The organism is Paracoccus gahaiensis (assembly GCF_005048225.1).
In the GTDB taxonomy this organism is placed as follows: domain Bacteria; phylum Pseudomonadota; class Alphaproteobacteria; order Rhodobacterales; family Rhodobacteraceae; genus Paracoccus; species Paracoccus gahaiensis.
This window is the reverse complement of record NZ_SUNI01000003.1, coordinates 1-25,170: the sequence shown is the minus strand read 5'-3', so window position 1 is coordinate 25,170 and position 25,170 is coordinate 1. Positions and strand designations below refer to the sequence as shown.

Annotated in this window: 18 protein-coding genes, 1 pseudogene and 1 other annotated feature; of the genes and pseudogenes, 6 read left to right on the top strand and 13 right to left on the bottom strand. The window is 68.2% G+C overall.

The window, feature by feature from the left end; translation table 11 throughout:
- Positions 1-2: 2 nt before the first annotated feature.
- From FA743_RS04815 to FA743_RS04805, 3 genes are all read left to right on the top strand, one after another.
- Positions 3-1,250, top strand: coding sequence for an MlaD family protein (locus tag FA743_RS04815; RefSeq protein ID WP_136884759.1), 1,248 nt, complete (start codon positions 3-5; stop codon positions 1,248-1,250).
- 8 nt (positions 1,251-1,258) lie between these two features.
- Positions 1,259-1,876, top strand: coding sequence for an ABC-type transport auxiliary lipoprotein family protein (locus FA743_RS04810; RefSeq protein ID WP_136884758.1), 618 nt, complete (start codon positions 1,259-1,261; stop codon positions 1,874-1,876).
- 87 nt (positions 1,877-1,963) lie between these two features.
- On the top strand, positions 1,964-3,748 hold the full coding sequence (locus FA743_RS04805; RefSeq protein WP_136884757.1) for an acetate/propionate family kinase: 1,785 nt from the start codon (positions 1,964-1,966) through the stop codon (positions 3,746-3,748).
- Between the two features lie 26 nt (positions 3,749-3,774).
- Here the strand turns inward: FA743_RS04805 and FA743_RS04800 are convergent, their stop codons facing one another.
- The 6 genes from FA743_RS04800 to FA743_RS04770 all read right to left on the bottom strand — a co-directional run bounded on the left by FA743_RS04800 (position 3,775) and on the right by FA743_RS04770 (position 12,825).
- Complete coding sequence (locus FA743_RS04800; RefSeq protein ID WP_136884756.1) at positions 3,775-4,227, bottom strand: DUF1810 domain-containing protein; 453 nt, start codon at positions 4,225-4,227, stop codon at positions 3,775-3,777.
- 94 nt (positions 4,228-4,321) lie between these two features.
- A complete protein-coding gene (locus FA743_RS04795; protein WP_136884755.1) occupies positions 4,322-5,176 on the bottom strand; it encodes a universal stress protein in 855 nt (284 codons plus the stop codon).
- Positions 5,177-5,189: 13 nt separating this feature from the next.
- On the bottom strand, positions 5,190-6,686 hold the full coding sequence (locus tag FA743_RS04790) for a SulP family inorganic anion transporter (RefSeq protein ID WP_136884754.1): 1,497 nt from the start codon (positions 6,684-6,686) through the stop codon (positions 5,190-5,192).
- A 71-nt stretch (positions 6,687-6,757) separates the two neighbouring features.
- Positions 6,758-6,813, bottom strand: a sequence feature (sul1 is cis-regulatory element that is thought to sense ions involved in sulfur or methionine metabolism; They are found in Alphaproteobacteria).
- A 168-nt stretch (positions 6,814-6,981) separates the two neighbouring features.
- On the bottom strand, positions 6,982-8,253 hold the full coding sequence (locus FA743_RS20780; RefSeq protein WP_136884752.1) for a CAP domain-containing protein: 1,272 nt from the start codon (positions 8,251-8,253) through the stop codon (positions 6,982-6,984).
- Positions 8,254-8,596: 343 nt separating this feature from the next.
- A complete protein-coding gene (locus FA743_RS04775) occupies positions 8,597-11,689 on the bottom strand; it encodes an efflux RND transporter permease subunit (RefSeq protein WP_136884751.1) in 3,093 nt (1,030 codons plus the stop codon).
- Entirely contained in the window at positions 11,686-12,825 is a 1,140-nt protein-coding gene (locus FA743_RS04770; RefSeq protein WP_136884750.1) for an efflux RND transporter periplasmic adaptor subunit, read from the bottom strand. Before FA743_RS04770 ends, FA743_RS04775 begins: the two co-directional genes overlap by 4 nt.
- A gap of 224 nt (positions 12,826-13,049) precedes the next feature.
- Here FA743_RS04770 and FA743_RS04765 point away from each other — a divergent pair, with 224 nt between their 5' ends.
- On the top strand, positions 13,050-15,890 hold the full coding sequence (locus tag FA743_RS04765; RefSeq protein WP_169308769.1) for an AMP-binding protein: 2,841 nt from the start codon (positions 13,050-13,052) through the stop codon (positions 15,888-15,890).
- Here the strand turns inward: FA743_RS04765 and FA743_RS04760 are convergent.
- Positions 15,868-16,641, bottom strand: a complete 774-nt coding sequence (locus FA743_RS04760) for an SDR family NAD(P)-dependent oxidoreductase (RefSeq protein WP_136884748.1) — start codon at positions 16,639-16,641, stop codon at positions 15,868-15,870. The two genes, FA743_RS04765 and FA743_RS04760, sit on opposite strands and share 23 nt — an antisense overlap.
- 346 nt (positions 16,642-16,987) lie before the next feature.
- Between FA743_RS04760 and FA743_RS04755 the strand changes: the two genes are divergently transcribed.
- Positions 16,988-19,306: an AAA family ATPase gene (locus FA743_RS04755; RefSeq protein ID WP_169308768.1), complete on the top strand. Its 2,319-nt coding sequence runs from the start codon at positions 16,988-16,990 to the stop codon at positions 19,304-19,306.
- Here the strand turns inward: FA743_RS04755 and FA743_RS04750 are convergent, their stop codons facing one another.
- The 5 genes from FA743_RS04750 to FA743_RS04735 form a co-directional block, all read right to left on the bottom strand.
- Positions 19,307-20,371, bottom strand: coding sequence for a TAXI family TRAP transporter solute-binding subunit (locus FA743_RS04750; RefSeq protein WP_136884746.1), 1,065 nt, complete (start codon positions 20,369-20,371; stop codon positions 19,307-19,309).
- Positions 20,372-20,397: 26 nt separating this feature from the next.
- Positions 20,398-21,555 (bottom strand): coiled-coil domain-containing protein, encoded by a 1,158-nt coding sequence (locus FA743_RS04745; protein ID WP_136884745.1) that lies wholly within the window; start codon positions 21,553-21,555, stop codon positions 20,398-20,400.
- Positions 21,556-21,849: 294 nt separating this feature from the next.
- A complete protein-coding gene (locus FA743_RS20230) occupies positions 21,850-21,990 on the bottom strand; it encodes a hypothetical protein (RefSeq protein ID WP_169308767.1) in 141 nt (46 codons plus the stop codon).
- 367 nt (positions 21,991-22,357) lie between these two features.
- Positions 22,358-23,353, bottom strand: coding sequence for a DUF6976 family protein (locus tag FA743_RS04740; protein ID WP_136884744.1), 996 nt, complete (start codon positions 23,351-23,353; stop codon positions 22,358-22,360).
- A gap of 11 nt (positions 23,354-23,364) precedes the next feature.
- The gene (locus FA743_RS04735) at positions 23,365-23,574 is read right to left on the bottom strand and encodes a hypothetical protein (RefSeq protein ID WP_136884743.1); all 210 of its coding nucleotides are present in this window, start codon (positions 23,572-23,574) and stop codon (positions 23,365-23,367) included.
- Between the two features lie 562 nt (positions 23,575-24,136).
- Between FA743_RS04735 and FA743_RS20890 the strand changes: the two are divergent.
- Positions 24,137-24,963, top strand: a pseudogene (locus FA743_RS20890) (IS30 family transposase); the annotation flags it as partial.
- Between the two features lie 107 nt (positions 24,964-25,070).
- Here the strand turns inward: FA743_RS20890 and FA743_RS04715 are convergent.
- Positions 25,071-25,170, bottom strand: a 100-nt coding sequence (locus FA743_RS04715) for an IS3 family transposase (protein ID WP_136884740.1), incomplete at its 5' end; no start/stop codon positions are given.

Below are 25,170 nucleotides of genomic sequence, written 5' to 3'. Positions count from 1 at the left end.
CGATGGAAACCAAGGCCAATTACGCCCTGATCGGCGCCTTCACCCTGGCGGGGTTCCTGGGCATCCTGGGCTTCGTGCTGTGGTTCGCGCAGCTGCAGCTGGACCGGCAATTCGCCTATTACGACGTCTATTTCCCCGAGGTCTCGGGGCTCGGCCCCTCGTCCGAGGTGCGCTTTGCCGGTCTGGCGGTGGGCCGGGTCGTCGACATGCAGCTGGCGCCGGGCAATCCGCTGCCGGTCCGCGTGCGACTGGAGGTGACGTTGGACACGCCCATCCGCGCCGACAGCACCGCCGCGCTGGAGGTGCAGGGCGTCACCGGCGTGGCGCTGGTCGCGGTCAGCGCCGGATCGGACCGCACGCCGCTGCTGCGCGAGGCGGACACGTCCAAGGTGCCGGTCATCGCCTCCAGCCGCTCGGCGCTGCAGACGCTGACCGACGAGGGCCCGCAGATCATCGAGCGCCTCGGTCTGGTGGCCGAGCAGCTGACCCTGATCCTGGGCGCGGAAAATCAGGCCCGTGTGACCGCGATCCTCGACAATGTCGAACGCTCCAGCGGCAATCTGGATCAAGCCTTGGACGATGTGGCGACGGCGACCGAGGCCATCTCGACCGCCGCCACCGGGATCGCGTCCTTCGGCGCGCAGATGGACGAACTCAGCCGCAGCGCGGGCACGACTCTGGACCGCTTTGCCGATGCCGCGACGCAGGCCGAGTCGACGCTGGCCGCCGCGACCGCCACGCTGGAGGGGGTGGATGGCTATGTCTCGGGCGACCTGACGACGCTGACCCAGCAGCTGGAACGCAGCGCCGCCGGACTGACCACGCTGACCGAACGCGGCGAGGCCAGCCTGGACGGGCTGGACACGGCACTGGCCTCGGGGACGCGGGCCTTTGACGCGGCAGACACGGTCATCACCCGCGATCTGGCCCCGGTGGCCGGCGATCTGCGCGCCACGCTGGCCGCGCTGAACAGCGCGCTGGCCCGCCTGCCCGACGACCTGCCCCAGATCAGCGCCAGCCTGCGCCAGGCGGCCGATGGTGCCGCCGCCGCCTTCACCTCGCTGCGCGGGGTGGTCGAGGGCGCAGGCGGGCCGGTGCAATCCTTCGCGGGCGAGACGTTGCCCCAGATCGGCCGCCTCAGCCAGGACATGCGCGCGCTGGTCGAGAACATGAGCCAGCTTGTGTCCACCCTGCGCCGCGACCCCACGCAGCTTCTGTCCGGCCCCCGGACCCCCGAATTCCGCAGATGAGGTTTCCCATGCGCCTGCCCCTGATCCTGCTGATCGCGACCCTGCCCGGCTGCGGTGCGCTCTCCGCCCTGCAGGGCGAGCCCGACCGCGACCTGTTCGAGCTGCGCCCGCCCCCGGCTTTGACCTGCAGCCGTTCGCGGGTGGGGGAACTGGTGGTCGAGCCGCCCAAGGCCCGCGCCACGCTGGACAGCAACCGCATCATGATCCGCCCCTCGGCATTGCAGACGCAATACCTGTCCGATGCGGAATGGGGCGATACCGTGCCCGCGATGCTGCAGCGCCTGCTGGTGCAGAGCCTGGGCGCCACCGGCAGCTTCGAGCATGTGGGCCGCGCGCCTCTGGGCCTGTCGGGCGACGTGGCCCTGATCAGCGAGATCGGGGATTTCAACGCCGAGCTGACCCCCGAGGGGGGCGTGGTCGTGCGCCTGTCGGTCGAGGCACAGATGGTCGGCGAGATGGAGGCCGACGTGATCTCGCGCGCCGGCTTCTCGGCCACGGTCCCGGCCGCCGGCACCCGCACCGCCGACCTGATCCCGGCCTTCGACACCGCTGCCCGGCAACTGGTCACGCAGATGACCGAATGGGCATTGCGCGCCGCGGGCACCGATTCCGGAAGCTGCCGCTGAGGGGCATCACATTCTGTTAACGCACAGCCGCTATGGCCTGTGCCAAGACACAGATGCCGCCTTCTCACGGAAAGGACTTCCTTCCCCATGCGCGTTCTCGTTTTCAATGCAGGCAGTTCCAGCCTGAAGTTCGGCCTGTTCGAGGGCGACCGCCAGATCTTCAAAGGCAGCTTCGACCGCTTCCGCGAGGGGGGCTGCGATCTGTCCTTCGAGGGCGCGGAGGGCCCGCTCGAACAGGGCCGCGCCCCGCATGCCGATCTGGCGGCGGCCATCGCGGCGGTGCCGGGCGTGCTGGCCGAGCGGGGCCTGGACGCGATCGACGCGGTGGGCCACCGCCTAGCACATGGCGGGACCGAGTTCACCGGCCCCGCCCGCATCGATGACGCTGTGATCGCCCGGATCGAGGCGCTGACGCCGCTGGCGCCGCTGCACAACCCCGCCATGCTGGAGGGGCTGCGCCTCGCCTCGCGCATCTGGCCCGACCTGCCGCAGGTTGCGGTCTTCGACACCAGCTTCCATCTGACCAACCCGGCCCGCGCCACCACCTATGCCGTGCCCCCCGCCTGGCGCGACGCGGGGCTGCGCCGCTTCGGTTTTCACGGCACCTCGCACAAATACGTGGCGCAGCGGGCAGCCGAGGCGCTTGGCCAGCCCTTGTCCGACCTGCGGATCATCAGCGTGCATCTGGGCAACGGCGCCAGCGCCTGCGCGGTGCAATACGGGGCCAGCATCGACAGCTCGATGGGCATGACGCCGCTGGAGGGGCTGGTGATGGGCACCCGCTCGGGCGACATCGACCCCGGCGCCTTCGGCTTCCTGCAGCGCCATCTGGGGCTCGGCGTGGCGGCCATCGAAGCCGCGCTCTATTCCGACAGCGGGCTGAAGGCGCTGACCGGCAGCCCGGACATGCGTGATGTCGAGGATCGCGCCGCCCAAGGGGATGCCGAGGCGCAGTTGGCGATCAACCTCTATGCCTATCGGGTGCGCAAGTATCTGGGCAGCTATGCGGCGGCGATGGGCGGTGTGGATGCGGTCGTCTTTACGGGGGGCATCGGGCAGAACTCGGCCTCGATGCGGCGGCGGATCTGCGACGGGCTGTCCTTCATGGGGCTGATGCTGGACGATGACCGCAACCGCGCGCCCGATCTGTCGGACCGCGCCGCGCCGCAGATCCAGGCGCAGGGCAGCCGCGTGGCCATCGTCGTGACCGAGACGGCCGAGCAGCTGATGATCGCGCGCGAGGTCCGCGCGATGTTGCAACGTCCCGCCTTGGCGCCGCGCCCGGTTCCGGTCGCCGTCTCGGGGCGGCACGTGCATCTGTCGGAGGCTTCGGTGCAGGCGCTCTTCGGCCCAAATTACCGCTTGACCGAGGGCGCGCCCCTGCGCCAGCCCGGCAACTGGGTGGCCGAAGAGCGTGTGACGCTGGAAGGCCCCAAGGGCCGGCTGGAGCGTGTGGCGATCCTGGGCCCGCTGCGCCCGCGCACCCAGATCGAGGTGTCGCGCACCGACAGCTTCGCCCTGGGCATCGACGCGCCGGTCCGCAACAGCGGCCAGCTGGAGGGCACGCCCAAGGTGCGGCTGATCGGCCCGGCCGGCACGATCGAGACCGACGGCCTGATCGTCGCCGCCCGCCACATCCACACCAACCCCGCCGAGGCGGAGGCGATGGGGCTGTCGGACGGCGAGATGGTCGAGATCGAGGTGCAGGGCGCCGACGGGCGCGGGCTGGTCTTTTCCCATACGCTGGTCCGCGTCGTCCCCGGCACGGTGACCGAGATGCATATCGACACGGACGAGGCCAATGCCGCCGGCATCTCGGGCCATGTCGATGGCGCCGTGGTGCCGCATGTGCAGGCGGTGCCCCGGGCCTAGCGCCCGGCTTGGGGCCTGCCCCTGCGTCAGGTCCTGTCGGGCGAGCCTTTGCCAAGGCGCGCCTGCGTCGCCGCGCAGGGCTGGCCGTCGAAGAAGGTCTCGATCAGGCGGTCGAAGACATCGCTGTCGCCTCCGGCTGCCGCGAAGAGGGTCGCGGACGAGCGCAGCTTGGCGGCATCGACCGGGCCGAAGATCACCTCGACCAGGCTGGCCGGATGGGCCAGGGTCGCTTGCGCCGCAGCCTGCAGGCGCGAGCCGAGGACCGGATGGGCCAGATAGCGCCGCGCCTCGTCCAGATCCGCGATGCCGTAATGATGCGCCATGGACGAGCGCCCCAGCCCGCGCAGTTGCGGAAAGATGAACCACATCCAATGGCTCTGCTTGCGCCCGCGCGTCAGCTCGGCCAGCGCGATGTCATGGGTGCCCTCCTGCGCGGCCAGAAAGCGGTCCAGCGCGGCGGGATCGTCCGAGGGGGTCATGGGGCTCTCCTTGCCGCTGGTCATGATCGTCAACGCATCTCACCCCTGCTCGGGTTCGTCCCGCAGCCGCCGGTTTCGGCGGCGTGCGGGCATCTCAGCGATACATCAGTACCGGAATTCGGACGGCCTGCACCATGGCGGTGGTGGTCGATCCGATGATCAGGTGGCGGATGCGGGAATGGCCATAGGCGCCCATCACCAGCAGGCCATAGCCCTCGGCGGCGACGACCGCTTGCAGAACCTCCTCTGGCTCGCCGGGCTGGATGCGGGTATCGACCTGCAGCCCGGTGGCGGCCAGCGTCAGCACGGCATCGTCCAGCCTGCCGCGCAGCGCCGGGGTGACAGTGCCCGCGAAGAGCAGCGTCACCTGCAGCCCGTGAAAGACCGGGCTTTTCGCCATCCGCTGGACCGCCCGGACCGCCGAGGCGCTGCCGTCGAAGGCCACCAGCACCTTGGTGACCGGCGCGAAGGCGCGCGAGGCCACGAAGACCGGCACCTTCGAGGCGCGCACGATGCGTTCCAGGTTCGAGCCCAGATGCGCCGAGGCGAACTCGGCCCCCTCGCCACGCTTGCCGATGACGATGGCGCGCAGGTCGGGCTCGGCCTGCTGCACCGCCTCCAGGATGTCGCCCTTGCGCAGATGCGGGGTGACCTGGCCCACGCCATCGGTCCGCAGGATCGCCTGCGCGTCCTCCAGGATGGCGCGGCCCTTGATCTGGGCCAGCCGGGCGCGGCTTTCGTCGGCGCTTGCCAGTTCTTCCAGCAGCGCCGACCGCGCGCCAAGCGTCAGCGCGCCGGACAGGTTCTGGGTCGTGCCGATCTCGCGACGGCCCAGGACATGCATCACGTCCACCGAGGCGTTCAGGCGCGCCGCGATCCAGGCGGTGTGGTGGCAGACGCTTTCCGAATAGGCCGAGCCGTCGACCAGTGCGAGTATCCTGTCGGTCATGATCTTCCCTCCCTCAATGCGACATCAGCTTGTCGAGCGCGCCGGGCTTGTCGTGGATGGCCAGCTTGTCGACCAGCGTCTCGGACGCTTCGTTCATGCCGATCAGCTCGACCTCGGCCCCGTCGCGGCGGAACTTGAGGATCGCCATGTCCAGCGCCTGCACGGAACTGATGTCCCAGATATGCGCCCCGCTGACGTCGATGACCACCTTCTCGACCGCCTCCTTGAAGTCGAAGGCCTCGGCGAAATCCTCGGCCGAGCCGTAGAATAGCTGCCCCTCGACCAGATAGGTGCGGGTGCGCCCGTCCTGGGACAGGCTGGAGCGGATGCGGAACAGCTGCGCGATCTTGGCGGCGAAGAAGATCCCCGACAGCATCACGCCGACCAGCACGCCGATGGCCAGGTTGTGGGTGTAGACCACCGTCACCACCGTCGCGATCATCACCACCGAGGAGGACCGGGGATGGGTCCTCAGGTTGCCGATCGAGGACCAGCTGAACGTGCCGATCGACACCATGATCATGATCGCGACCAGCGCCGGCATCGGAATCTGCGCGACAAGGTCGCCCAGGCCCACGACCAGGACCAGCAGCACCACGCCCGCCGTGAAGCAGGACAGCCGACCCCGTCCGCCAGATTTGACGTTGATGATCGACTGCCCGATCATCGCGCAGCCCGCCATGCCGCCGATGAAGCCGGTGGCGGTGTTCGCGATGCCCTGACCGATGCATTCCTGATTGCGGTCGGATTTCGTGTCGGTCAGGTCGTCGACGATGTTCTGCGTCATCAGGCTTTCCAGCAGACCCACGATGGCGACGGCGATCGAATAGGGCAGGATGATCTGCAGCGTGGTCAGGTTCAGCGGAATGTCGGGGATCAGGAAGACCGGCAGCGTGTCGGGCAGCGCGCCCATGTCGCCCACCGTGCGCACGTCCCAGCCCATCAGCCAGACCAGCACCGTCAGCACGATGATGGTGACCAGCGGCGAGGGGATCGCCGTGGTCAGGCGCGGCACCAGATAGATGATCGCCAGACCGGCGGCCACCAGCAGATAGGTCAGCCAAGTGACGCCGGGCACCGACAGGTCCAGCTCGGTCAGCTGGGCCATGAAGATCAGGATCGCCAGCGCGTTCACGAAGCCGGTCATCACCGATTTCGAGACATAGCGCATGAAGCGGCCCAGCTTCAGCAGCCCCGCGCCGATCTGGATCAGGCCCGCCAGCACAGTGGCGGCCAGCAGATATTCCAGCCCGTGATCGCGCACCAGCGTGATCATCAGCACGGCGGTCGCGGCGGTCGCCGCCGAGATCATCCCGGGCCTGCCGCCCACGAAGGCGATCAGCACGGCGATGGAGAAGCTGGCGTAAAGCCCCACGCGGGGGTCCACGCCGGCGATGATCGAAAAGGCGATCGCCTCGGGGATCAGGGCCAGCGCCACGACGAGCCCGGACAGAAGGTCGCCCCGGACATTGCCGAACCATTGGTGGCGGTAGTCGGTCAGTGAAATCATGTCTTATCCATGACCCCGTCTCGAAGGGCCGTCTCTGAGGCGGTCCGGCGTCGGTCTGGGGTCTATCAAAGGATTGTCCGGCGGATCGGCGGCCGGAAGAGCCACCCGGGCTTTCACCGGGTCCTTGCGCGTGATCCTGTCATAGACAGAAAGGGGCCGGGGGATCAAGCTGCGGATGCGCAAAAAGCGGAACGCGGGCGGGTATGGCGGCCCGGCGGCCCCGAAGCTGCCCGGGCGCGGCCGTCCGGGATGGCCCCGCCGGACGGGAGGAGGACGAGGCCCTGGTTGCGCCGGATCAGATCAGGAAGATGTCGTCGATGATGTCCTCGGCGGTCAGGCCGCGACCGTCGAGGGTGATCCTGTCGCCGTCGCCGAACTCCAGCACGAGGCCCGTGTCGGTCTCGCGGATGACGTTGTCAAGGAGCCCCGCCACCGAGCCGGGCATCAGAGCCTCGTCGATCAGCAGGCGATCGATCCCGGGCTGATAGTCGGCGATCCGGTCGGCGCCATGCCCATCGCGGAACACGAAGGTATCGCGCCCGCTGCCGCCCACCAGCAGGTCGTTGCCGACGCCTCCGATCAGCGTGTCGTTGCCCGCCCCGCCGCGCAGCGTGTCGAAGCCCGCACCGCCATTGAGATAATCGAAGCCCGCACCTCCGGTCATCCGGTCATGCCCGGGGCCGCCCAGAAGGGTGTCGTGGCCCGCGCCGCCGTTCAGCGCGTCATTGCCCGCACCGCCGCGCAGCAGGTCATGGCCATTGCCTCCGACAAGCCGGTCATTGCCGCGATGCCCATCCAGGGTGTCGTTCCCGTCGCCGCCGACCAGAAGATCGAAGCCCGCGCCGCCGATCAGGCGGTCATGGCCCGCACCCCCATAGAGAGTGTCATGCCCTGCCCCGCCGGCCATCCAGTCGTTCCCGTCGCCCCCCCGGGCCAGATCATGGCCCGTGCCGAGGCGCATGTCATCCGCCCCGGTGGTCCCCAGGATCGTGCGGCCATCGGCCCATGACCCCCGCAAGGCACCGTCGAACTCTTCGGCAAGCCATTCGGCCCGGGTCTGCACATCCAGGTCCAGCGCCGGCGGCGAGACCAGCGGCAGCATCCCGCTATCCAGCGCAGGCTGGCCGGTCGTGCGCCCGAAGTTCTGCGTGGCCATCAGGACCGTATGGCCTTGGAAATTGCCGACCTCCAGGCCAATGCCGATATAGTCCATCCGGGGCGAGACGATGTTCTCGTAATGGCTGGGGCTGTCCACCAGGTTACTGTGCAACTGCCGGACCTCGTCGCGCAGATCGCCGCCGCCGCTGACCCCGACATAGGCCAGGTTCTCGGCAGTGCCCCAGCTGTGCCCCTCCATCGGAAAGCCCGCCTCCGCGATGCGTCCCGAGGCCGAGGATCCCCCGGCGCCGGCATGCGCGAACACATCCGCCTCCAGCATCCAGCGGGTATGCGCATCGGCGGAGTCGTTCAGCGCGCGGGCGATCCGCAGGGGCGCGAGGCCAAGGTCGGCGCGGGTCTCGTTGACCAGGCTGACAAAATAGCGCTCGTCTGCGGTCGCAAGGCTCATCGGGGTGTCTCCTTCGCGGGACGGATCTGGCGCGGGACGGGTCTGGCACCGCGGCCCGCCGTTCGCGCTCTGATTGAAACAGTTTGGCCGGTTGCTTGCGCAAGGCAATGGAAAAGCGCCGGACCGGTGCCCTGCCCTATCGCGGAAGTGGGTAAAATTCTAGACACAGCTGCGGCAGAGCGCCGAAGGGCAGTGGGTTTCCGCCCGGCGCGACAGGGTTCTGCAGGCGCCCCGCCGGGCCTGGCCACCCCGCATTTGCTGGGGGCCGGGGCCGGTTCGGCGCACCGCGCGGATCCCTTCCGACCCCGGTTCACGTTCTCGCCAACCCGGACGGCAGGGGCTCTCAGGCAGCGCCCTGCCCGTCAAGCGCCTTGTCGACCGCCTCGCTGGCCTGTCCCTTGCGCGCGGTCAGCGGGGCCAGCAGCATGTAGAGCAGCGGGATCACCATCACGATCAGCAGGCTGGAGAAGGCGAGCCCCCCCAGGATCACCAGACCGATGGCCACGCGGCTTTCCGCCCCCGCCCCGCTTGCCAGCACCAGCGGCACGGCGCCCAGAAGCGTCGAGGCCACCGTCATCATGATGGCGCGCAGCCGCGATGTGGCGCCCTCGATCGCCGCCTCGCGCACGTCCTTCCCCTCGTCGCGCAGCTGGTTGGCGAATTCGACGATCAGGATGCCGTTCTTGGCCATCAACCCGATCAGCAGCACCATCCCCACCTGACTGTAGATGTTGAGCGACTGCCCGGTCAGGAACAGCGTCCCAAGAGCGCCGGTCACGCCAAGCGGGATGGGCAGAATGATGATCAGCGGGTGGATGAAGCTTTCGAACTGCGCCGCCAGGACCAGAAACACGATCAGGATCGCCAGCCCGAAGGCAAAGAACAGCGCGCCGGACGAATCCTGCAGCTCGCGCGCCTGACCGTCCAGCGTCATGGTGGCCTCGACCGGCAGCTCCGCCTCGGCGGCCTCCTCGATGAAGGCGATGGCACTGCCCAGATCATAGCCGTCGGCCAGACCGGAGGACAGCTCGATCGAGGGCAGGCGGTCGAAGCGATACAGCGCGGGCGGGCCGGCATCGTCCTCGATCTGCACCAGACCGGCCAGGGGCACCAGCTGGCCCTGATCCGTGCGGATGAAGCTGGCGCGGATGTCCTGCGGCGAGACGCGGTCGGCATCCTCGGCCTGCACGATCACCGGATACTGGCGGCCGTCCTCGGTGAATTCGCTGACCTCGGCCGAGGCGAACAGCACCTGCAGCGCCTCGGACACATCCGCCGCATCCAGACCCAGATCGCGGATCCGGTCGCGGTCCACCGTCACGCGATAGCCGGGCTGGTTCGGCTCGTAGGCGTTCTGGACGTTCACCAGCTGGTCGTTCTCTTCCATCGCGCGCTGCATCAGGGTCGCCCATTCGATCACCTCGGCCCGGTCCGGGCCGCCCACCTGGATCTGCAGCGGGCTGCCCGCGCCGCGCAGGCCCAGCCCGGCGGGGCTGTCCACGCGGATATCGGCGGCGCTGAGCTGCTGCAGCGCAGGCTCGACCCGTTCGATGACCTCGAATTGCGAGTCGTCCCGATCGCCCCATTCCGCCAGCCGGACGATCACGAAGGCGCGGTTCAGATCGCCATAGCGACCCACGATCGAGGTGACGCCCAAGGCGGTGCCATCCTCGACCAAGGGTGCCAGGATCTCCTCGACCTCGGTCACCACGGCATCGGTATAGCTGAGGTTCACGCCGATCGGCCCATCGACATTGATGAAGAAGATGCCCCGGTCCTCTTCCGGCGTCAGTTCGGACGGCAGGCGGTCGAACAGCGGCCAGGACAGCGCCCCCAGAAAGGCCACGCCCCCCAGCACCAGCCAGGGCAGCGCCAGCACCAGGCCCAGCACGCGGCGGAACCCCGCCTCGAGGGCTGCGAAGAACCGGTCGATCAGGCGCCCGAACCATCCGGGCTTCTGGTTCTGTCGCAAGAGCCGCGAGGCCAGCAGCGGGGCCAGCGACAGCGCCACGAAGCTGGACACGATCACCGCGACGGCCAAGGTGATGCCGAATTCGGTGAAGAGCCGCCCCGCCTCGCCCTCCAGCAGCGAGATCGGGACGAAGACCGACACGAGGACGGCCGTGGTGGCGATCACCGCGAAGGTCACCTGCCGCGATCCGTTGGCGGCGGCGGCCAGAGGGTCCTCGCCCTTCTCCACCCGGCGCTGCACGTTCTCCAGAACCACGATGGCATCGTCGACGACCAGACCGATAGCCAGGATCAGCGCGAAGAGTGTCAGGATGTTGATCGAGAAGCCGAACAGCGCCAGCCCCGCGCAGGCCCCCACGACCGCGACCGGGATCGTCACCGCTGGCACCAGCGTCGCGCGCAGCGAGCCCAGGAACAGCGCGATCACCGCCACGACGAGGGCGGTGGTGATGCCCAAGGTCACCAGAACCTCGCGGATCGAGGCGCGGATGAAGACGGCATCGTCGCTGGCGACGGTCAGTTCGGTCCCGGGTGGCAGGCTTTCGCGCAGCTCGGGCAGAAGCGCCTCGACCTCGGCGGAAATCTCGACCGTGTTCGACTGCGACTGGCGCAGGACCGACAGCCCAACCGCCGAACGGAAGTCGGCGCGCAGGATCGAGCTGTCATCCTCGACGCCGCGTTCGACGCGGGCGACCTCGCCCAGGGTGACGGGGAAATCCGCCGTCCCGCCGACCGGGATGGCCTCGAACTCGGCGGGCTCGGACAGCCGCGTGTCGGTGCGGACCTGGAACTGGCGCGCGCCCGTCTCCAGCGCCCCGGCGGGCAGTTCGATATTGTTGCGCTCCAGCGCCTCGATGACGTCCGAACTGGTGATGCTGCGGGCCGCCAAGGCGCCGCGATCCAGCCAGATGCGCATGGCATAGGCCTGTTCGCCCTCGATAGTGACATCGGCCACGCCATTGATCGTGGCGATCCGGTCGACCAGATAGCGGTCCGCGAAATCGGTCAGATCCGAGGCCGATTGCCGCTCGCTGGTCAGGCTGAGGCGGATGACCGGGTCGCCCTGATCGTCGCTTTTCGCCACGGTCGGATCTTCGGCCTGCAGCGGCAGGTCGCCCGCAATCCGGGCCACCTCGGCGCGCACGTCGTTGGCGGCCACGTCGATGTCGACGCCGGTCTCGAACTCGATCACCGTGCGGCTGTTGCCGCGCGCGCTGTCCGACGAGATGGTGCGGATGCCCGAGATGCCCGCCACGGCCCCTTCGATCACCGTCGCGATCTCGGCATCCACCACCTCGGGGGCGGCGCCTTCATAGGGCACGTTGATGGTCACGTTGGCGGTGTCGACATCGGGCAGTTCGCGCACCGGAAGGGACAGGACTGCCGCGGTGCCGCCGACCAGGATCAGCAGGTTGGCGACGATGGCCAAGACCGGTCGGCGCAGGCACAGTTCCGACAGGGTCATGGCGCGGTCCCGGCGGCGGCGGCGGAGGTTTCGGTGGTCTCGTCCCCCTGGGCCTCACCATCCTGGGCCTCGTCCTCGGGTTCGACCGCATCGCCGTCCTCGATGGCCTGCAGCCCGGTGGTGATCACCGTCTCGCCGGCCTCCAGACCCTCCAGGATCTCGACCGCGCCGTCCTGCAGCAACCCGGTGCGCACCGTGCGCTCGCGCGCCTGACCGTCCTCGGGCACGAAGACGATGGCCTCGTCGCCGATATTGACGATGGCCAGCTCCGGCACCGTGGCCGCCGCCCGCGTCTCGAGCGTCAGGTCGACATTCATCAGCATGCCGGTGGTCAGCAGCCCGTCAGGATTGTCGAAGACGCCGCGCACCTCGAAGAAGCGCGCCGCCGGGTCGATCCGCGTGCCGACGATGGACAGCTCGCCCGTGAAGACGTCATCGCTTCCCGCCCCGGTGGCCTTCAGCATCTGCCCGGCCTCGACCTGCTGGAACAGCGATTCGGGAAGGTTGAAGACGATCTCGACCTGCGAGAGGTCGTCCAGCGTGGTGATGACATCGGTCGGTTCCAGCCGCCGACCGATCTCGATATCGGTCAGCCCGACGGTCCCGGCAAAGGGGGCGGTGATGTGGCGGTCGTCGACCTCGATGCGGGCCGCATCCAGTTCGGCCAGCGCCAGATCCAGATCGGCCAGCGCCGTGTCCAGCGAGGCATCAGCCGCGACGTTGCGATCCGACAGCTCGCGCGTCCGCGCGGCCGTCGCCTGCGCATCGCCCAACCGCGCCTCCACCTGCCGCAGGGCGGCGCGTTCGGCCCGGTCATCCAACTGCACCAGACTGTACCCGGCCTCGACCCGCTCGCCGCCGGGAATGTCGAAAGAGGCGACCACCCCCGCCGTCCGCGCCAGGATATCCACCGAGCGGATGGCCCGCGTGTCGCCGACCGCCGAGAACCGCTCGACGATCTCGGTCTCTTCGACCAAGGCGGTGCGAACGATCTGCGCCTCGGGGCCGCCATCGCCGTCCTCGTCGGTCTCGGCGCCCATGATCCGATCGATCATCGGCCCCCCGAAGCCCAAAGCCGCCCCGATCCCCAGGGCGACGGCCAGCACGCAGGTGATTGCCAGAATGCCTTTGCGCATGCGCCGATGTCCCCCTGTCCGGCAGAACGGCCGGCTTCGGGGGGCAAGTCATGCCTGCCCCAAGAGTTCCTGTCGGGATCTCTACGATTGCGTTATTGCCGCGAAGCGCGACCCTTGGCCGCAGCGGTTCTCAGTGTCCTGCCGGCCTGCGCCCGCGATGGACAAACCCGGGCAACTCTCTTACTCGACAGACGGAACGCGACCATTCAGTGAGCATTTCCGACATGTCTAGACCCGTCGAGACGACAGCCGCCAGCGAGGGGACGGTGCCGGCAGAGCTGGTCCGCGCCTTCCAGTCCCATCGCGACGCCCCTGCCCTTTGCGACCGGGATCACAGCCTGACTTATGGCGCGCTGTCCGATTTTGTCCGCGCGCTGCAGGACCGGTTTGCCGACGACGGGGCCGTGGCCATCTTCGGGACGCCCGGCACCCTGCTGGCGGCGGCGGGGGTGGCCTGCGTGATCAGCGGGCGGCCCTTCGTGCATCTGGACCCGGCCATGCCGCAGGCCGTGCTGACCAACATCCTGGCCGAGCTGGACATCGTCACCATCGTCACCTGCCAGCCCCCGGCGCCGGGGCAGCTGCCCGACCACGGCCGGCTGATTGCCGCGCAGGACTGCCTGGACCGGCCCGCACCGCAGGGCTGCCCGCCGCTGGTGGCCGCAGATGTCCGCCCGACCGACATCATCTATCTGGTCGCCACCTCGGGCACGACCGGGCGGCCCAAATGCATCCCCGTCACGCATGACGCCGCTTGGCTGTCCTATCGGTGGCGCGACGGCTACACCCCCTATGACCCGTCGATGCGGGTGGGCATCTACATCTTCGCCATCTGGGAGATGTTCCGGCCCCTGCGCCACGGGGCGCAGCTGCACTTTCCCGGCCTGAACGACCTGATGTCGCCGCAGGCGCTGGTCGCCTTCCTGTCGCGGCACCGCATCGACGAGATGCTGTTCACCCCGTCCTTCTTCGAGAAGACCCTGGGCGCCATCGACCCGGACACCGGGGCCGCGCTGCCGCTCTGCCGCGTGGTGCTGAACGGCGAGGTCGTCAGCGACCGGCTGGTGTCCGAGGCGCGACGGCGGCTGCCCGGCACCGTGCTGTGGAACCTCTACAGCATCTGCGAGACCCATGACATCAGCATTACCCGTCTGGACGGCCTGCCCGCCCCTGCCGAGGGCGTGTCGGTCGGCGTGGCAATGCCGCATCTGCGCGCCGTCGTCCTGGACGACCACGACCGGCCCTGCGCGCCGGGCCAGCCAGGCCTGCTGCATTTCGAAGGGCCGCGCATGCTGGGGCCGGGCTATGTGAACCGCCCCGAGGAGACGGCGCAGCGCTTTCGGATGCTGACGTTGGAGGGGCAGGACCGGCGGCTCTACGACACCGGCGACCGGGCGCTTGTGACCGAGGACGGCCAGATCCACGTGCTAGGCCGGATCGCGCATATGCTGAAGCTGCGCGGCCACAGCATCCAGACCGGCGAGCTGATCCAGACGCTGACCGCGCATCTGGCCTGCGGGCAGGTCCTTCCCTGGGTGCAGCAGGCCGGGGGCGGGGGCCAGGTGCTGGTCGCCTATTACACCGCCGATGACGCGCAGAGGACCCGCAATGCGGACGCCTGGTCCCTGGGCACGGGCTGGCAGCGGATGCCGCAGGCGCTGGCCCAGGCCCTGCAGCAGGTCCTGCCGCGCTATTGTATCCCGACCTGGCTGGCGCTTTTGGACGAGATCCCGATCAACCCCGTCTCGGGCAAATGCGATATCAAGGCACTGCCGCCCGTGCCGACCGAGGATAAGGGCGCAGAGGATGCGGACGGGTTGCCCGCCGTCACCCTGGCCGCCCGGATCCTCGGCTGCCCGGCAGGCCGTCTCGACCCGGCCCTGTCCTTTCACGATCAGGGCGGCGATTCGCTGATGTGCGTCGATCTGCTGCTGTCGCTGGAGGGGGCCTATGGGCGGCAGGTCGATTTCGATTGGGCGCTGAACCTGCCGCTGGCGCGATTGCACGCCCTGCTGACGACCCGGACGATTGCCGCCGCCCCCCGATCCGAGAACCTGCAGCGGCAGGGGATCCTGCTGACCGGGGCCACCGGCTTTCTCGGCGGGCATGTGCTGGCCGAGGCCGCCCGCCACCTTCCCCCGGATCAGGTGATCTACTGCCTGGTGCGCCCCCGGACCCACGACCCCCGGACCCGGCTGGCAGCCAAGGCCCGGGCGCTCGGCGTGCCGCAGGATCGCTTCGTCGTCCTGGGCGGCGCGATTGAGGAGCCGCAGTTCGGGCTGGACGCCGCAACCCATGACGCGCTGGCCCGCCAAGTCCATACCGTCATCCATTGCGCCGCCACCGTGAACCTGGCGGTCGACCGCGCGCGGATGGAGGCCTGGTCGCAGGCCGGCATCACAGCGATCCTTGGCTTCTGCCGGGACGCCGGGGCGGCGCTGGCCTTTTCCAGCTCGACCTCGATCTTTCCCGACAGCGGCGGGCCCTGGCCCGAGGCGCCCGCCACCGCCTTCGACGGCATCTCGGGCTATGGGGCGGCCAAGATCGTCGCCGAGCAGGCCATCGCACAGGCCGGGATCGATGCCCTGATCCTGCGCCTGCCCTCGCTTTACGATCTGGAGGCGCCGAACCCGAAGGACATCTACGAGACGATCCTGCAGGCCTGCCGCCAGTCGGGAACGGTGCCGCAGGGCCTCTGCTTCGCGATGACCGATGTGCGGGCGGCGGCGCGGCTTTTGGTGCAGGCGGTTCCGAAGGGCGTGCATCATGCCAACCTGATCGCGGAGGCGCCCGTCACCTGGCCCGACGGGTCACCGGGACTGCGCACGATCCCGGTCGCGGACTGGCTGGACACGGCCCCCCTGGCCCCGGCCGAGCAGCGCCTGCTGCGCGAAGCCCCCCGCACCCTGCGGGCGGATGCCGCCTATGACACGGCCCGGGCGCGGCACCTGTGGTCCGCATCAGGGCTGGGATCCTTTGCGCAGGTCTCAGACCCGGGGGCGCTGCTGGAGCGGCGCCTGACCCCGTCCCCGGTGCCCGAAGTCACCACAGCGAGCCCGCGTTGACCTGATAATCGGCCATGGTCATCGCGCGGGCCGCATCGCTGGCGAGGAAGGCGGCCAGACCGGCGATCTCGTCGGGCTGCACCAGCGCGCCCTGCGGGTTCGAGGCCTCGTAGGTCGCGCGGACCTCGGCCTCGGACAGCCCGCCCTTGGCCATGTCCTGCGCGATGAACTGCTGCAGCATCTCGGTCTCGACCCAGGTGGGGCTGATGCTGTTGCAGGTGATCCCGTGGGCCGCACCCTCCAGGCTGACGCAGCGGCCCAGGCCCAGAAGCCCCGCCTTGGACGCGCAATAGGCGGCGTTGTTCGCCATGCCCTGATGCGCCGCGACCGAGGCGATGTTGATGATCCGTCCCCATCTGCGATCCATCATCGACGGCATCACTGCCCGGATCATCTTGAAGGCGCCGGTCAGGTTCGTGTCGATCTGGTCGTCCCAGACCGCGTCGGAATGGCCGATCACCGCCGCCTCGTCATAGACCCCGGCCGCATTGACCAGCACATCGACCCGTCCCTCGGACGTCAGGACGGCCTCGACGAAGGCCGCCACGCTGTCCGACTGCCGGACATCCAGCCCGCGCACCTGGACCGGGCCGCCGAACGCCGCGCGCAGTTTCTGCTCGAAGGCCGGATCGTCGCCGCGCCGGGCGCCCACATGGACGCGCATGCCATCGGCGACGAAGCGGCGCGCGATCGCGTATCCGATCCCGGACAGCCCACCGGTGACAATTGCGATTTTCTGCGTCGTGCTCATGTTTTCAACCTGCTTCTGTCGGGCCGGGGTGAGATGGCGCCCTTATGGCGCTACCAAAGGGGGCCCTTCAACCGCAAATCCCCGGGAAACCGGGTGGGCCGAGGTCGGACGGCGATGCGGCTGCCGGAACAGTGACGCGCAAACCGACCGGGCCACGCAATCAGAAGTTGAAACGTTATCAGTCACCTGCCCGTTTCTAGACATGGTTCTTCATCAGCCTTAAAGTGTTTCCAAACCAGCAGTTCCCATTTCCAGGTCCTTCAGGCTGCTGGCGGAGATGACAATGGACGATGCCCCCCTCACACCGTCCTGTCCGTGCTTTCGGTCCCCACCGGAGGCGGCGCTGATGTACATCACGCCGGCGCATCATGACATCCTGGCCATGGTGCGGGCCTGGCGGATCGGGGACCGGCCCCTGCTGGTGATGACCGGGGACAGCGGGACGGGCAAGACCACCTTCGCCCGCAAGCTGGCCGCCACCTTCGGGGCGACCATGCAGGTCGGGCTTCTGGACGCCGAGAAGATGCAATCCGCCGATCTGCGCCAGCAGGTGCCGGCGGCCTTCGGCTCGGACGTCCGGTTCCTGCCCCATGATCCCCTGACCAGCCATGACCAGTTCATGGCCGAATGTCTCACCACCGGCCGCCGGCGGCTGCTGATCGTGGACGAGGCGCAGCACCTGACCGAGGCGGCGCTGGACTATCTGCAGCGGGTCACCACCCCGCCCCGCAGCGGCTTACCCGTCTTCTATGTCGTGCTGATCGGCGGGCCCGAGCTTCAGGCCCTGCTGGCCCGTCCCGACCTTCAGGCCCTGCAGGACCGGATCGGCAGCCAGCTGCAGCTTTCGCCCTTCACCGAGGCGCAGACCGCCGCCTATGTCGATCATCGCCTGCGCGTGTCGGACTGCCAGTGCGCCGTCAGTGACCTGACCTTCGAGGCGGGACGGCTGGGGCTGCTGCACGAGGCCTCGGGCGGGCGGCCCAAGATGATCAACCGTCTGGTGCAGCGCGTCCTGTTCGATCCCGTCCGGGCCGGCGCCGCCGTCAAGGTCGCGCGGACCGTGCCGCCCCCGCCGCCGGTCGAGGACAAGCCGGTGCCCGCGCCGCCGCCGACGGTTGCAGAGCACCCGACACCGCTGCCAGCGCCCGCCGCCCCCGTGGCAGAGGACGCGCCGGTGGCGGCGCAGCGTGATGCCGCAAGGGACCAGTCCGTGGCGGTTCCAGATGTAGAAGAAAACACGCCGGTCGTTGCGCAGCCCAAGGTGACGAAGGACGAACCTGCGGCGGATCCTGCCACGGCGAAGCTCGAGCCGGCAGTTCCGCATCCTGCTCTGGGACAGGAGAAGCCGGTGGCGGCGCCTCCTGTCGTGGTTCAGCCGGTGGCGGCACCAATCTCTGATGCACGGGACAGGCCGGCCGCAGGGGACCGCGCGCGCGCCAAGACCAAACCGCAGCCCGCGCCGCCCCCCGTGATCACGGCGAGGCCCGCACCCCTGAAGCCCGCCAAGGTCGACGAGGCGAAGGCTCCGTTCCAGCGGCCTGCGACCTGGGGAAAGGCCGTGCCCCTGCAACCTGCCGCAGCCCGGGATCCCTCCGCGCCCCGCCCTTCCCTGGTCCGGGACAAGCCAGCACCGACGCAGCCCGCCCTGCCCCGCCCGGAGTCGCGCAGGCCCGGCCCCCTGAAACCAGCTGCCACGACCGTGGCGCCGGTCGCTCGACCCGCCCCGGCAGAGGCGGCACCGTCGGCGGCGCCGACCGCGCGCCCCGGCCCGGTCCGGACCGCGCCCTCGGTCGTCATGCCCCGGCAAAAGCGGATCGCCGCCCCCGATGGGGTCGCGCGGCGCGGCCTGCCTTGGGGCCTTGCGGGCGCGGCGGGACTGGGGCTTGTGGCGGCGGGGGTGTTCTTTCTGGGACAGGCTGACGATCAGCCCGCCCCGATCGACATGGCGGCCCCCTCGCCCACGCCGGTCGCGGCGCCGCCTGTCGCGCCGGCTCCGGCAGCATCGCCCGAGCCGACGCCAGCCCCCGAAGGGGTGGCCCCCGAGGCCGCGCCCGCGCCTGCCGCGGTCGCGCCGGTTCCCGAGCCGCAGGCCCCGCCCCCCGCGCCCGGCCTGCGCGGCGCCAGCACCGATCCCGTGCCCGATGCCGACGCCCTTCTGACCGAGGCTCTGGCGGCGGGCGCCACGGATCCCGACCAGGCCGCGCAGCTCTACACGCAGGCGGCGCTGTGGGGGAATGCGCGGGCCGCCTATTATTTGGGTCAGCTCTATGAAACCGGCATCGGCGTGCCGCAGAATCCCGACCGCGCCCGCGCCGCCTATGCCCTGGCTCTGGAGGTCGACGGTGCCGCCGACCGGCTGGAGGCGCTGGACGGTCGCGCCACCCCGCAGACCTCCGCCGCGGCGCCCCCGGTCCCGCTGTCCCAGAGGGTGTTCGCGACCGGCGCGACCGAACTGCATTGGCGCGATCCCGAGGGCGCGGTCGCCTCGGGCTTCAGGGTCGAATTCATCCCCGCCGGCGGCGAGGACATCCAGCAGACCGAGACGGTGCTGCCCGCCCTGCTGCTGGATCAGCCGCTGGCGCGCTGGCGGGTCATGGCGCTCGGGGCCGACGGATCGGTAGGGCCGGCGTCGGAATGGTCCCTTCCCGACCCAGCCCTGCCCTGATCAGCAGCCGATGACCGCGCAGATGTTGCGGCGATAGGCGGCATTCGCCTCGCTGTCGGTGGGGGCCTGCGGCATCTGCTCGGCTTCGGCGGCGGGCTGGGTGCAGCTGCTGACATAATCGGGATCGATGCCCTGGTTGACGCAGGCCGCGATGTCCCACCCGGTCGGAATGTCGCCCAGATCGACGGATTGCCATTTCGGATGGCCCTCCTCGCGCAGCGTGTCGATATTTGTCAGGATCAGCGAGGACAGGTCGGACACCCCCCGGCAGCTCGCCTGATGATAGGCATTGCCGCGCGGGTCGTATTCATAGGTCATCAGCACGGCCTTTACCGTGACCAGATCGACCGGGTCTGGCTGGAAGTCGTAGGTCCCCCCCGCCAGGGTCGCAGGCGCATAGACCGCTTGCAGGGTCGGATCCTGGATGGGCAGCAGGTGGAACTGCTCGGCATCGATCTCGTTCTCGGTATAGATCGCCGCCGGCGCACCCGCGATATAAAAGAACGCGTCGATCTCGCCGGCCTCCAGCTGCGGCAGGGCATCGGCGGGCGCGAGGGGCAATGCCTCGGACAGCTCGATCCCCGACAGGGACAGCATCAGCGAGGCGGTCAGGAAGGTGCCGCTGTCCTCGACGCCGATCGCCACGCGCTTGTCGGCAAGCCCCGCGAAATCCGCGATGTCGCGGCGGGCCAGGATATGGACCTCCTCCTCATACAGCGGAAAGGCGATGCGCACCCCGGCAATGGCACGTGCCACATCCGGATCGTCGCCGGAGAAGGTCTGCATGTATTCCAGCACATCGTTCTGCACGATGCCGAACTGGGTGTTGGGACGCTGCCGGACGGCCAGGAAATTTTCCAGCGAGCCGGCGGATTCGACGACCTCCAGACCCCGGTCGCATTGCTCCATCAGCCTGCTCAGATCGCGGCCGACCTGAATGTAGGTCCCGGTGGGCGAGCCGGTCACGATGGTCATCGGCGCGTCCTGCGCGGCAGCCGGGGCCGAAAGGCCGCATGCGGTCGCGATCACGAGGGTCAGCTGCGCCAGAGGCTTTGAGTGTCGCATTGGGGTTTCTTTCCGCATCATGGGTTTCAGCATCCTCCCAGCTCGCTCACGAGGACCAGAAGCGACTGACGGTTGATCGGGTTCTGCACCTCGCGCAGGGCGTCGATGGTGCAATACCCCTCGATCAGCCGATCGCGCAGCTGCGCGCGCGCATCGGCCGAGGCCGGCAGCCCCGGCACGACGGCCAACGTCGCGCCGACCTGCGCCGGATCGCGGGGCTGAAGGCTGACGCTTTCAAGGGGCTCGGCAGGGGTCTCCGGGGCGGGCTCCGCAGCGGCGACCTCTGCGGGCTCCGGGGCGGGCTCGGGTTCGGCTGCAGCCACCGCCGGCGGCTCCGGCTCTGGCGCCGGCTCGGCCAGCAGGGCGTCGCGCGCCTGCGTCAGCGCGTCCAGTTCCGCCGTCAGCGTCTGGACCTCGTCCTGCAGGGCTGCGGTGCGGTCCTCCTGTGCGGCGATCTGATCGGCCAGGTCCTCGGATCGCGCCAGTTCCGCCTGAAGGGCCTCGCGCTGCCCGGTCAGGTCCTCGAGCTCGGCGGTCCCCTCCGAGATCTGCGCCTGAAGCGCCGCCAGATCCTCCTGCCGTGCCGGGATCTCCTCGTCCAGCTGCCCGCTGGCGGTCGCGATCTCTGCCTCCAAGGCCGTCAGGCGGTCGACCTGCGCCTGCTCGGAGGCCCGGAGCTCTGCAAGCCGCTCGGTCAGCCGGCCGTCCTCGGCCCGCGCCGTCTCGACCCGATCCGACAGATCCGCCAGAGCCGCCGTCATCGCCTCGAAATCGGCCTGATGCTGGGCGCGTTGGGCGGCGGCCTCTTCGGACTGCGCCGTCATGTCCTCGGTCAGGGTATCGAAGGCCGCCTGCTGCTCGTCGCGCTCGGCCTCGGCCTGCCCGATGGCGGTGCGCAAGGCGTCCTGCTGCGCCTGCAGGGCGGCCACATCGCTGCGCTGCTCTTCGAGGGACGTCGCGGTCCGGGCGATCTGGCTCTCCAGTTCGGCCAGTTCGGCCCGCGCCTCGTCCAGCCGACCTTCCATGCCGGTCCGCTCGCTTTCCATCGTCGCGATGATCTCCCGCAGGCTCTGAGCCTGCGCGGCAAGATCATCGGGCGTCTCTTGGGACAGCGATCCGCCGACGGTTCCCAAAAGACCCGCAACAGCCCAAGCGGACAGGGAAAGACAGAACCGACCATTCACCAGACGCACTCCTTGATATCGCCCGATGATGCGATGAAACCGGGCCGTGTCAAGGTGAACTGTTCTTTTCGGTATAATGTCAGCGGAAGGAATGAACGGTTATCGGCGAAACTGGCGAATTTTAAAAACGTTCTGATTGAATTGGTTCATATCCTGCATTTTATGGTTGTGCAACAAGGGGGTTCTGCCAAATGTAGACCGTCCGCCATTTGCGGTCCACGCCTGTGGCCCGCCAAAGGTGGAAACCCTGCTCCAAAGCTTTTGAAGCACGGCGACATGACAAGACAATCTCCATCACGCCTGGCCGAATTTCAATGCAGGGTTGTGTATCTTTGAATCCAAAAAGGCTTTTAATCCTGCCGCTTCGCGGGTCGATTGCCAGCCGGAGATCACGGCCTTTCGCCCCTTCTCAACACTGCAGACCAAGCTGTCCATCACGGCAAGCCGGCGGCCCCTTGACGTCCTTCACAATGCGGGGCGTCAAAGCGACGCGGACGAGAGCCCGCCGGCATTGTCTGCGCCGGAGGGATCAGTCCGATCAAAGCCCGCAGCGCGCAAAGGCGTGCAGGGCCCTGCGCTGCCCGCGGTCGGGACACCGTGCAACCGGGCCCCGCATCGTCATGCGAAGTAACGACGATGCGGTCGTCGTGATCGTGCCCCGACCCGCAAGGCATCGAGACCTTCGACGACGAACGACCGCCGCTGCTCCCTCGGCACGCAAGTCGGCCCGACCGGCCGATCGTCCCTTGGCTTGTTTGGTCAAATCCGGATCACGACAAGACCAGGTGCTCAGGCCCGGAGGTCATGCCGCGGCGCAGGCCTGCTCCCGGTGGATGTCCAGCTTGACCAAGGTCTGGTTGAGCAGGACATAGGCGACCTCGCCGAAGGTGGCCGGGCCGGTGAAACCGCCCGTGGTCTTGCCTTCCAACTCTCCGTACAGGTAGTTGAGGATGCAATTGCACGACAGCGCGCTGGCACCCTCGTCGGCAACCCGGGCTGCGAAGACATCGGCATAGGCGCCGGGCGACTTCGCGATCCGATAGACGACGCCGGTCACGACGGGTGCATAGAACTTGACGTGATCGTCTTCGACCGCCTGAAACGAGACATTGACCATCGCGCCCGCATAATCGGCGACCAGGGGCAATTGGGTGTCAATCGCGGATCGTCGCACATAGGCCGCGAAATCAACCTCTTCTCCGTTCACCAGCGCCCGTGTCGCAGAGAAGCCGGTTTCGGCGAAGGTGATCCTGTCGGCGTTCTCATCGGGCACGAACAGATTCAGGATATCAAGTTCGGCCTGCTCGTCGACGGCAAGGGCAACGTGAAGAATGGCAGCGCCTTCCTCATGCATGGTGCCGGTCACCCCGTCGAAGACCTTCGGCGTCACCCGCCCCAGGTCATCCAGATGCACGCCGGTGATCCACCCCATCAGGGGCTGATCGAACAGGCCCGGATATGAGGCGCCATTGATTGCAAAATCGGCATGCGCGGCCGAGAAGGCGGGAATGAGGATCATCGAGACGCCGTCATCGAACCTGTTCGCGGTCAGGCTCGCCAGGTCCTGCCCCTGAAGGACGACCGTCCGGGCATCCGTGGCCTCGGTGATCTCGGTCACATGGAGGTTGTCGTGATCCACACGACCGCCCGTCTCGGTGACGAAATAGACCGACGTGCCTCCGATCCACTTGCCCCTGGGCAGGGAGGACAAGGCCCGTTCCGAGCCTGCCAGCACCAGCACTGCCCCGTCCTCGATCCTTTGCGACACCTCGGCGACGCTCATCATGGCATTTTTCATCGTCTTTCCTTTCAGAACAATGCGATGTCTTTGGCGGCGAATGTATATTTCTCGAAGTACTTGCGCAGCTCGGCGATCTTCTCGTTCACCTTGGATGGATTCGACTTCGTTTCCTGCCGTAGTCGCGACACGAGGATCTTCGTGGCGAGAGATGCTGCGGACAGATCCTTTTCTGAGCAGATGGCACGTTGCCAACATGGATCGGAGGGCCCTGGAATCATCGGATTTCCTTTCTGGTTCGCAGGTGGGTGGCCTGAGTCCCCAAAGGGGTAGCACAGAGTTCTTAACGCAACGTGAAGCGGCCCCCGCCAAGGGAAAACTCAGGCGATGCTGTCCCGGAGCCTTGGCGCAGGTTTTGGGTAAGGTGGTCGCCGGCGATGTCTGGCCAGGGTCTGGTCGCTTGCGTCAACCCAGGGTTCGGACCCATTGATTTAACCGCGTGAACCGCGCCGGGTCTGCCGGAGGCTCTGACTTATCAGTGGGATGGAGCATCCTGAGCAGGACCACGAGCGAGTCTTCCCCTGAAATGCCCGAACGCGCCGTGCGGCTGGTGCTGGACACCGAAAGCCAGAACGGTTCGCGTTGGCCAGTTTGCGCGCCGTGGTCAGAACCTGCGCGCCCAGCCCGCGGAAAAGCGCCACGGTGGCCGCGCCCGCGCCTTGCGTGCCGCCGGTGATCAGGGCGCGCTTGCCCTTCAGCGTCAGGAAATCCGACATCATCCGAGGGTGGGTTCAACCGGTCAGCGCAACATCTTTGGTTTGAGATATTCTGAAAGGACCCAGGATGGCACGAACCGGTCGCCCCGGCCTGTTGCATGAACAGAAGGCTGAACTCTGGCAGCGTTGGAAGGCTGGCGAGACGCTAAGTGATATTGGCCGGGCCTTGGGCAAGCATGCGGCCTCGGCATTTGGCGTTGTCGCGGCAAAGGGAGGCTTTTCCCCGGCGCCCAGATCACGCAGGCCGGGATCGCTCAGCTTGGCGGAGCGAGAGGAGGTATCGCGTGGTCTTGCTGAAGGCCGCGCCCTCAGCCGGATCGGCCGTGATCCGGGGCGGGCAGCTTCTACGATCAGGCGTGAAGTTGCGCGCAACGGTGGACGTCGTGTGTATCGCGCTGCCCGGAGTGAAGAACGGGCATTGAATTGTGCCCTTCGCCCCGGTTGGCATTTAACCATGCTCTGTGCAGACTGGTTGCCGGAAAGCTGTCGGGCCAATGGTCACCACAGCAGATCGCCGGGTGGCTGAAGGCGCGGGGTCATCCTGGAGACCCTTCCATGACCATCTCGCACGAGACGATCTACAAGAGTCTGTTCATTCAGGCGCGAGGTGTGCTCAAGAAAGAATTGCTCGCCCATCTGTGCAGTCGCAGGATCATGCGTCGGGGCCGAACTGCGACCACGGCAGGTCAGACCAGGGAACAGATCGTCGACGCCATGTCGATCCAGGACAGAGTGGCAGAAGGCGAGGATCGTGCCATTCCCGGCTACTGGGAAGGCGACTTGTTGAGCGGCTCCAGAAACAGCCATATCGCCACGCTGGTCGAACGCAGCTCGCGCTTTGTCATGCTGGTCAAAGTCGGGGGCAAGGACAGCAACAACGTCGTCGGCGCCCTGATCTCCAGTCACTTCAGTGACCCCAAAGCGGATTTTGAACTCACCGCAGCATGCCGCTAACGCAGTCGGCCGCGGCGTGAGCTGCTGCCGGTTTTGTGGACGGCAGGTTAAGCTAGCATAGCGCGCGCCTCGAACTCCATTGGGCTGAGGTAGCCCAGTTTCGAATGGCGCCGCCGCGGATTGTAGAAGCGTTCGATGTAGTCGAAG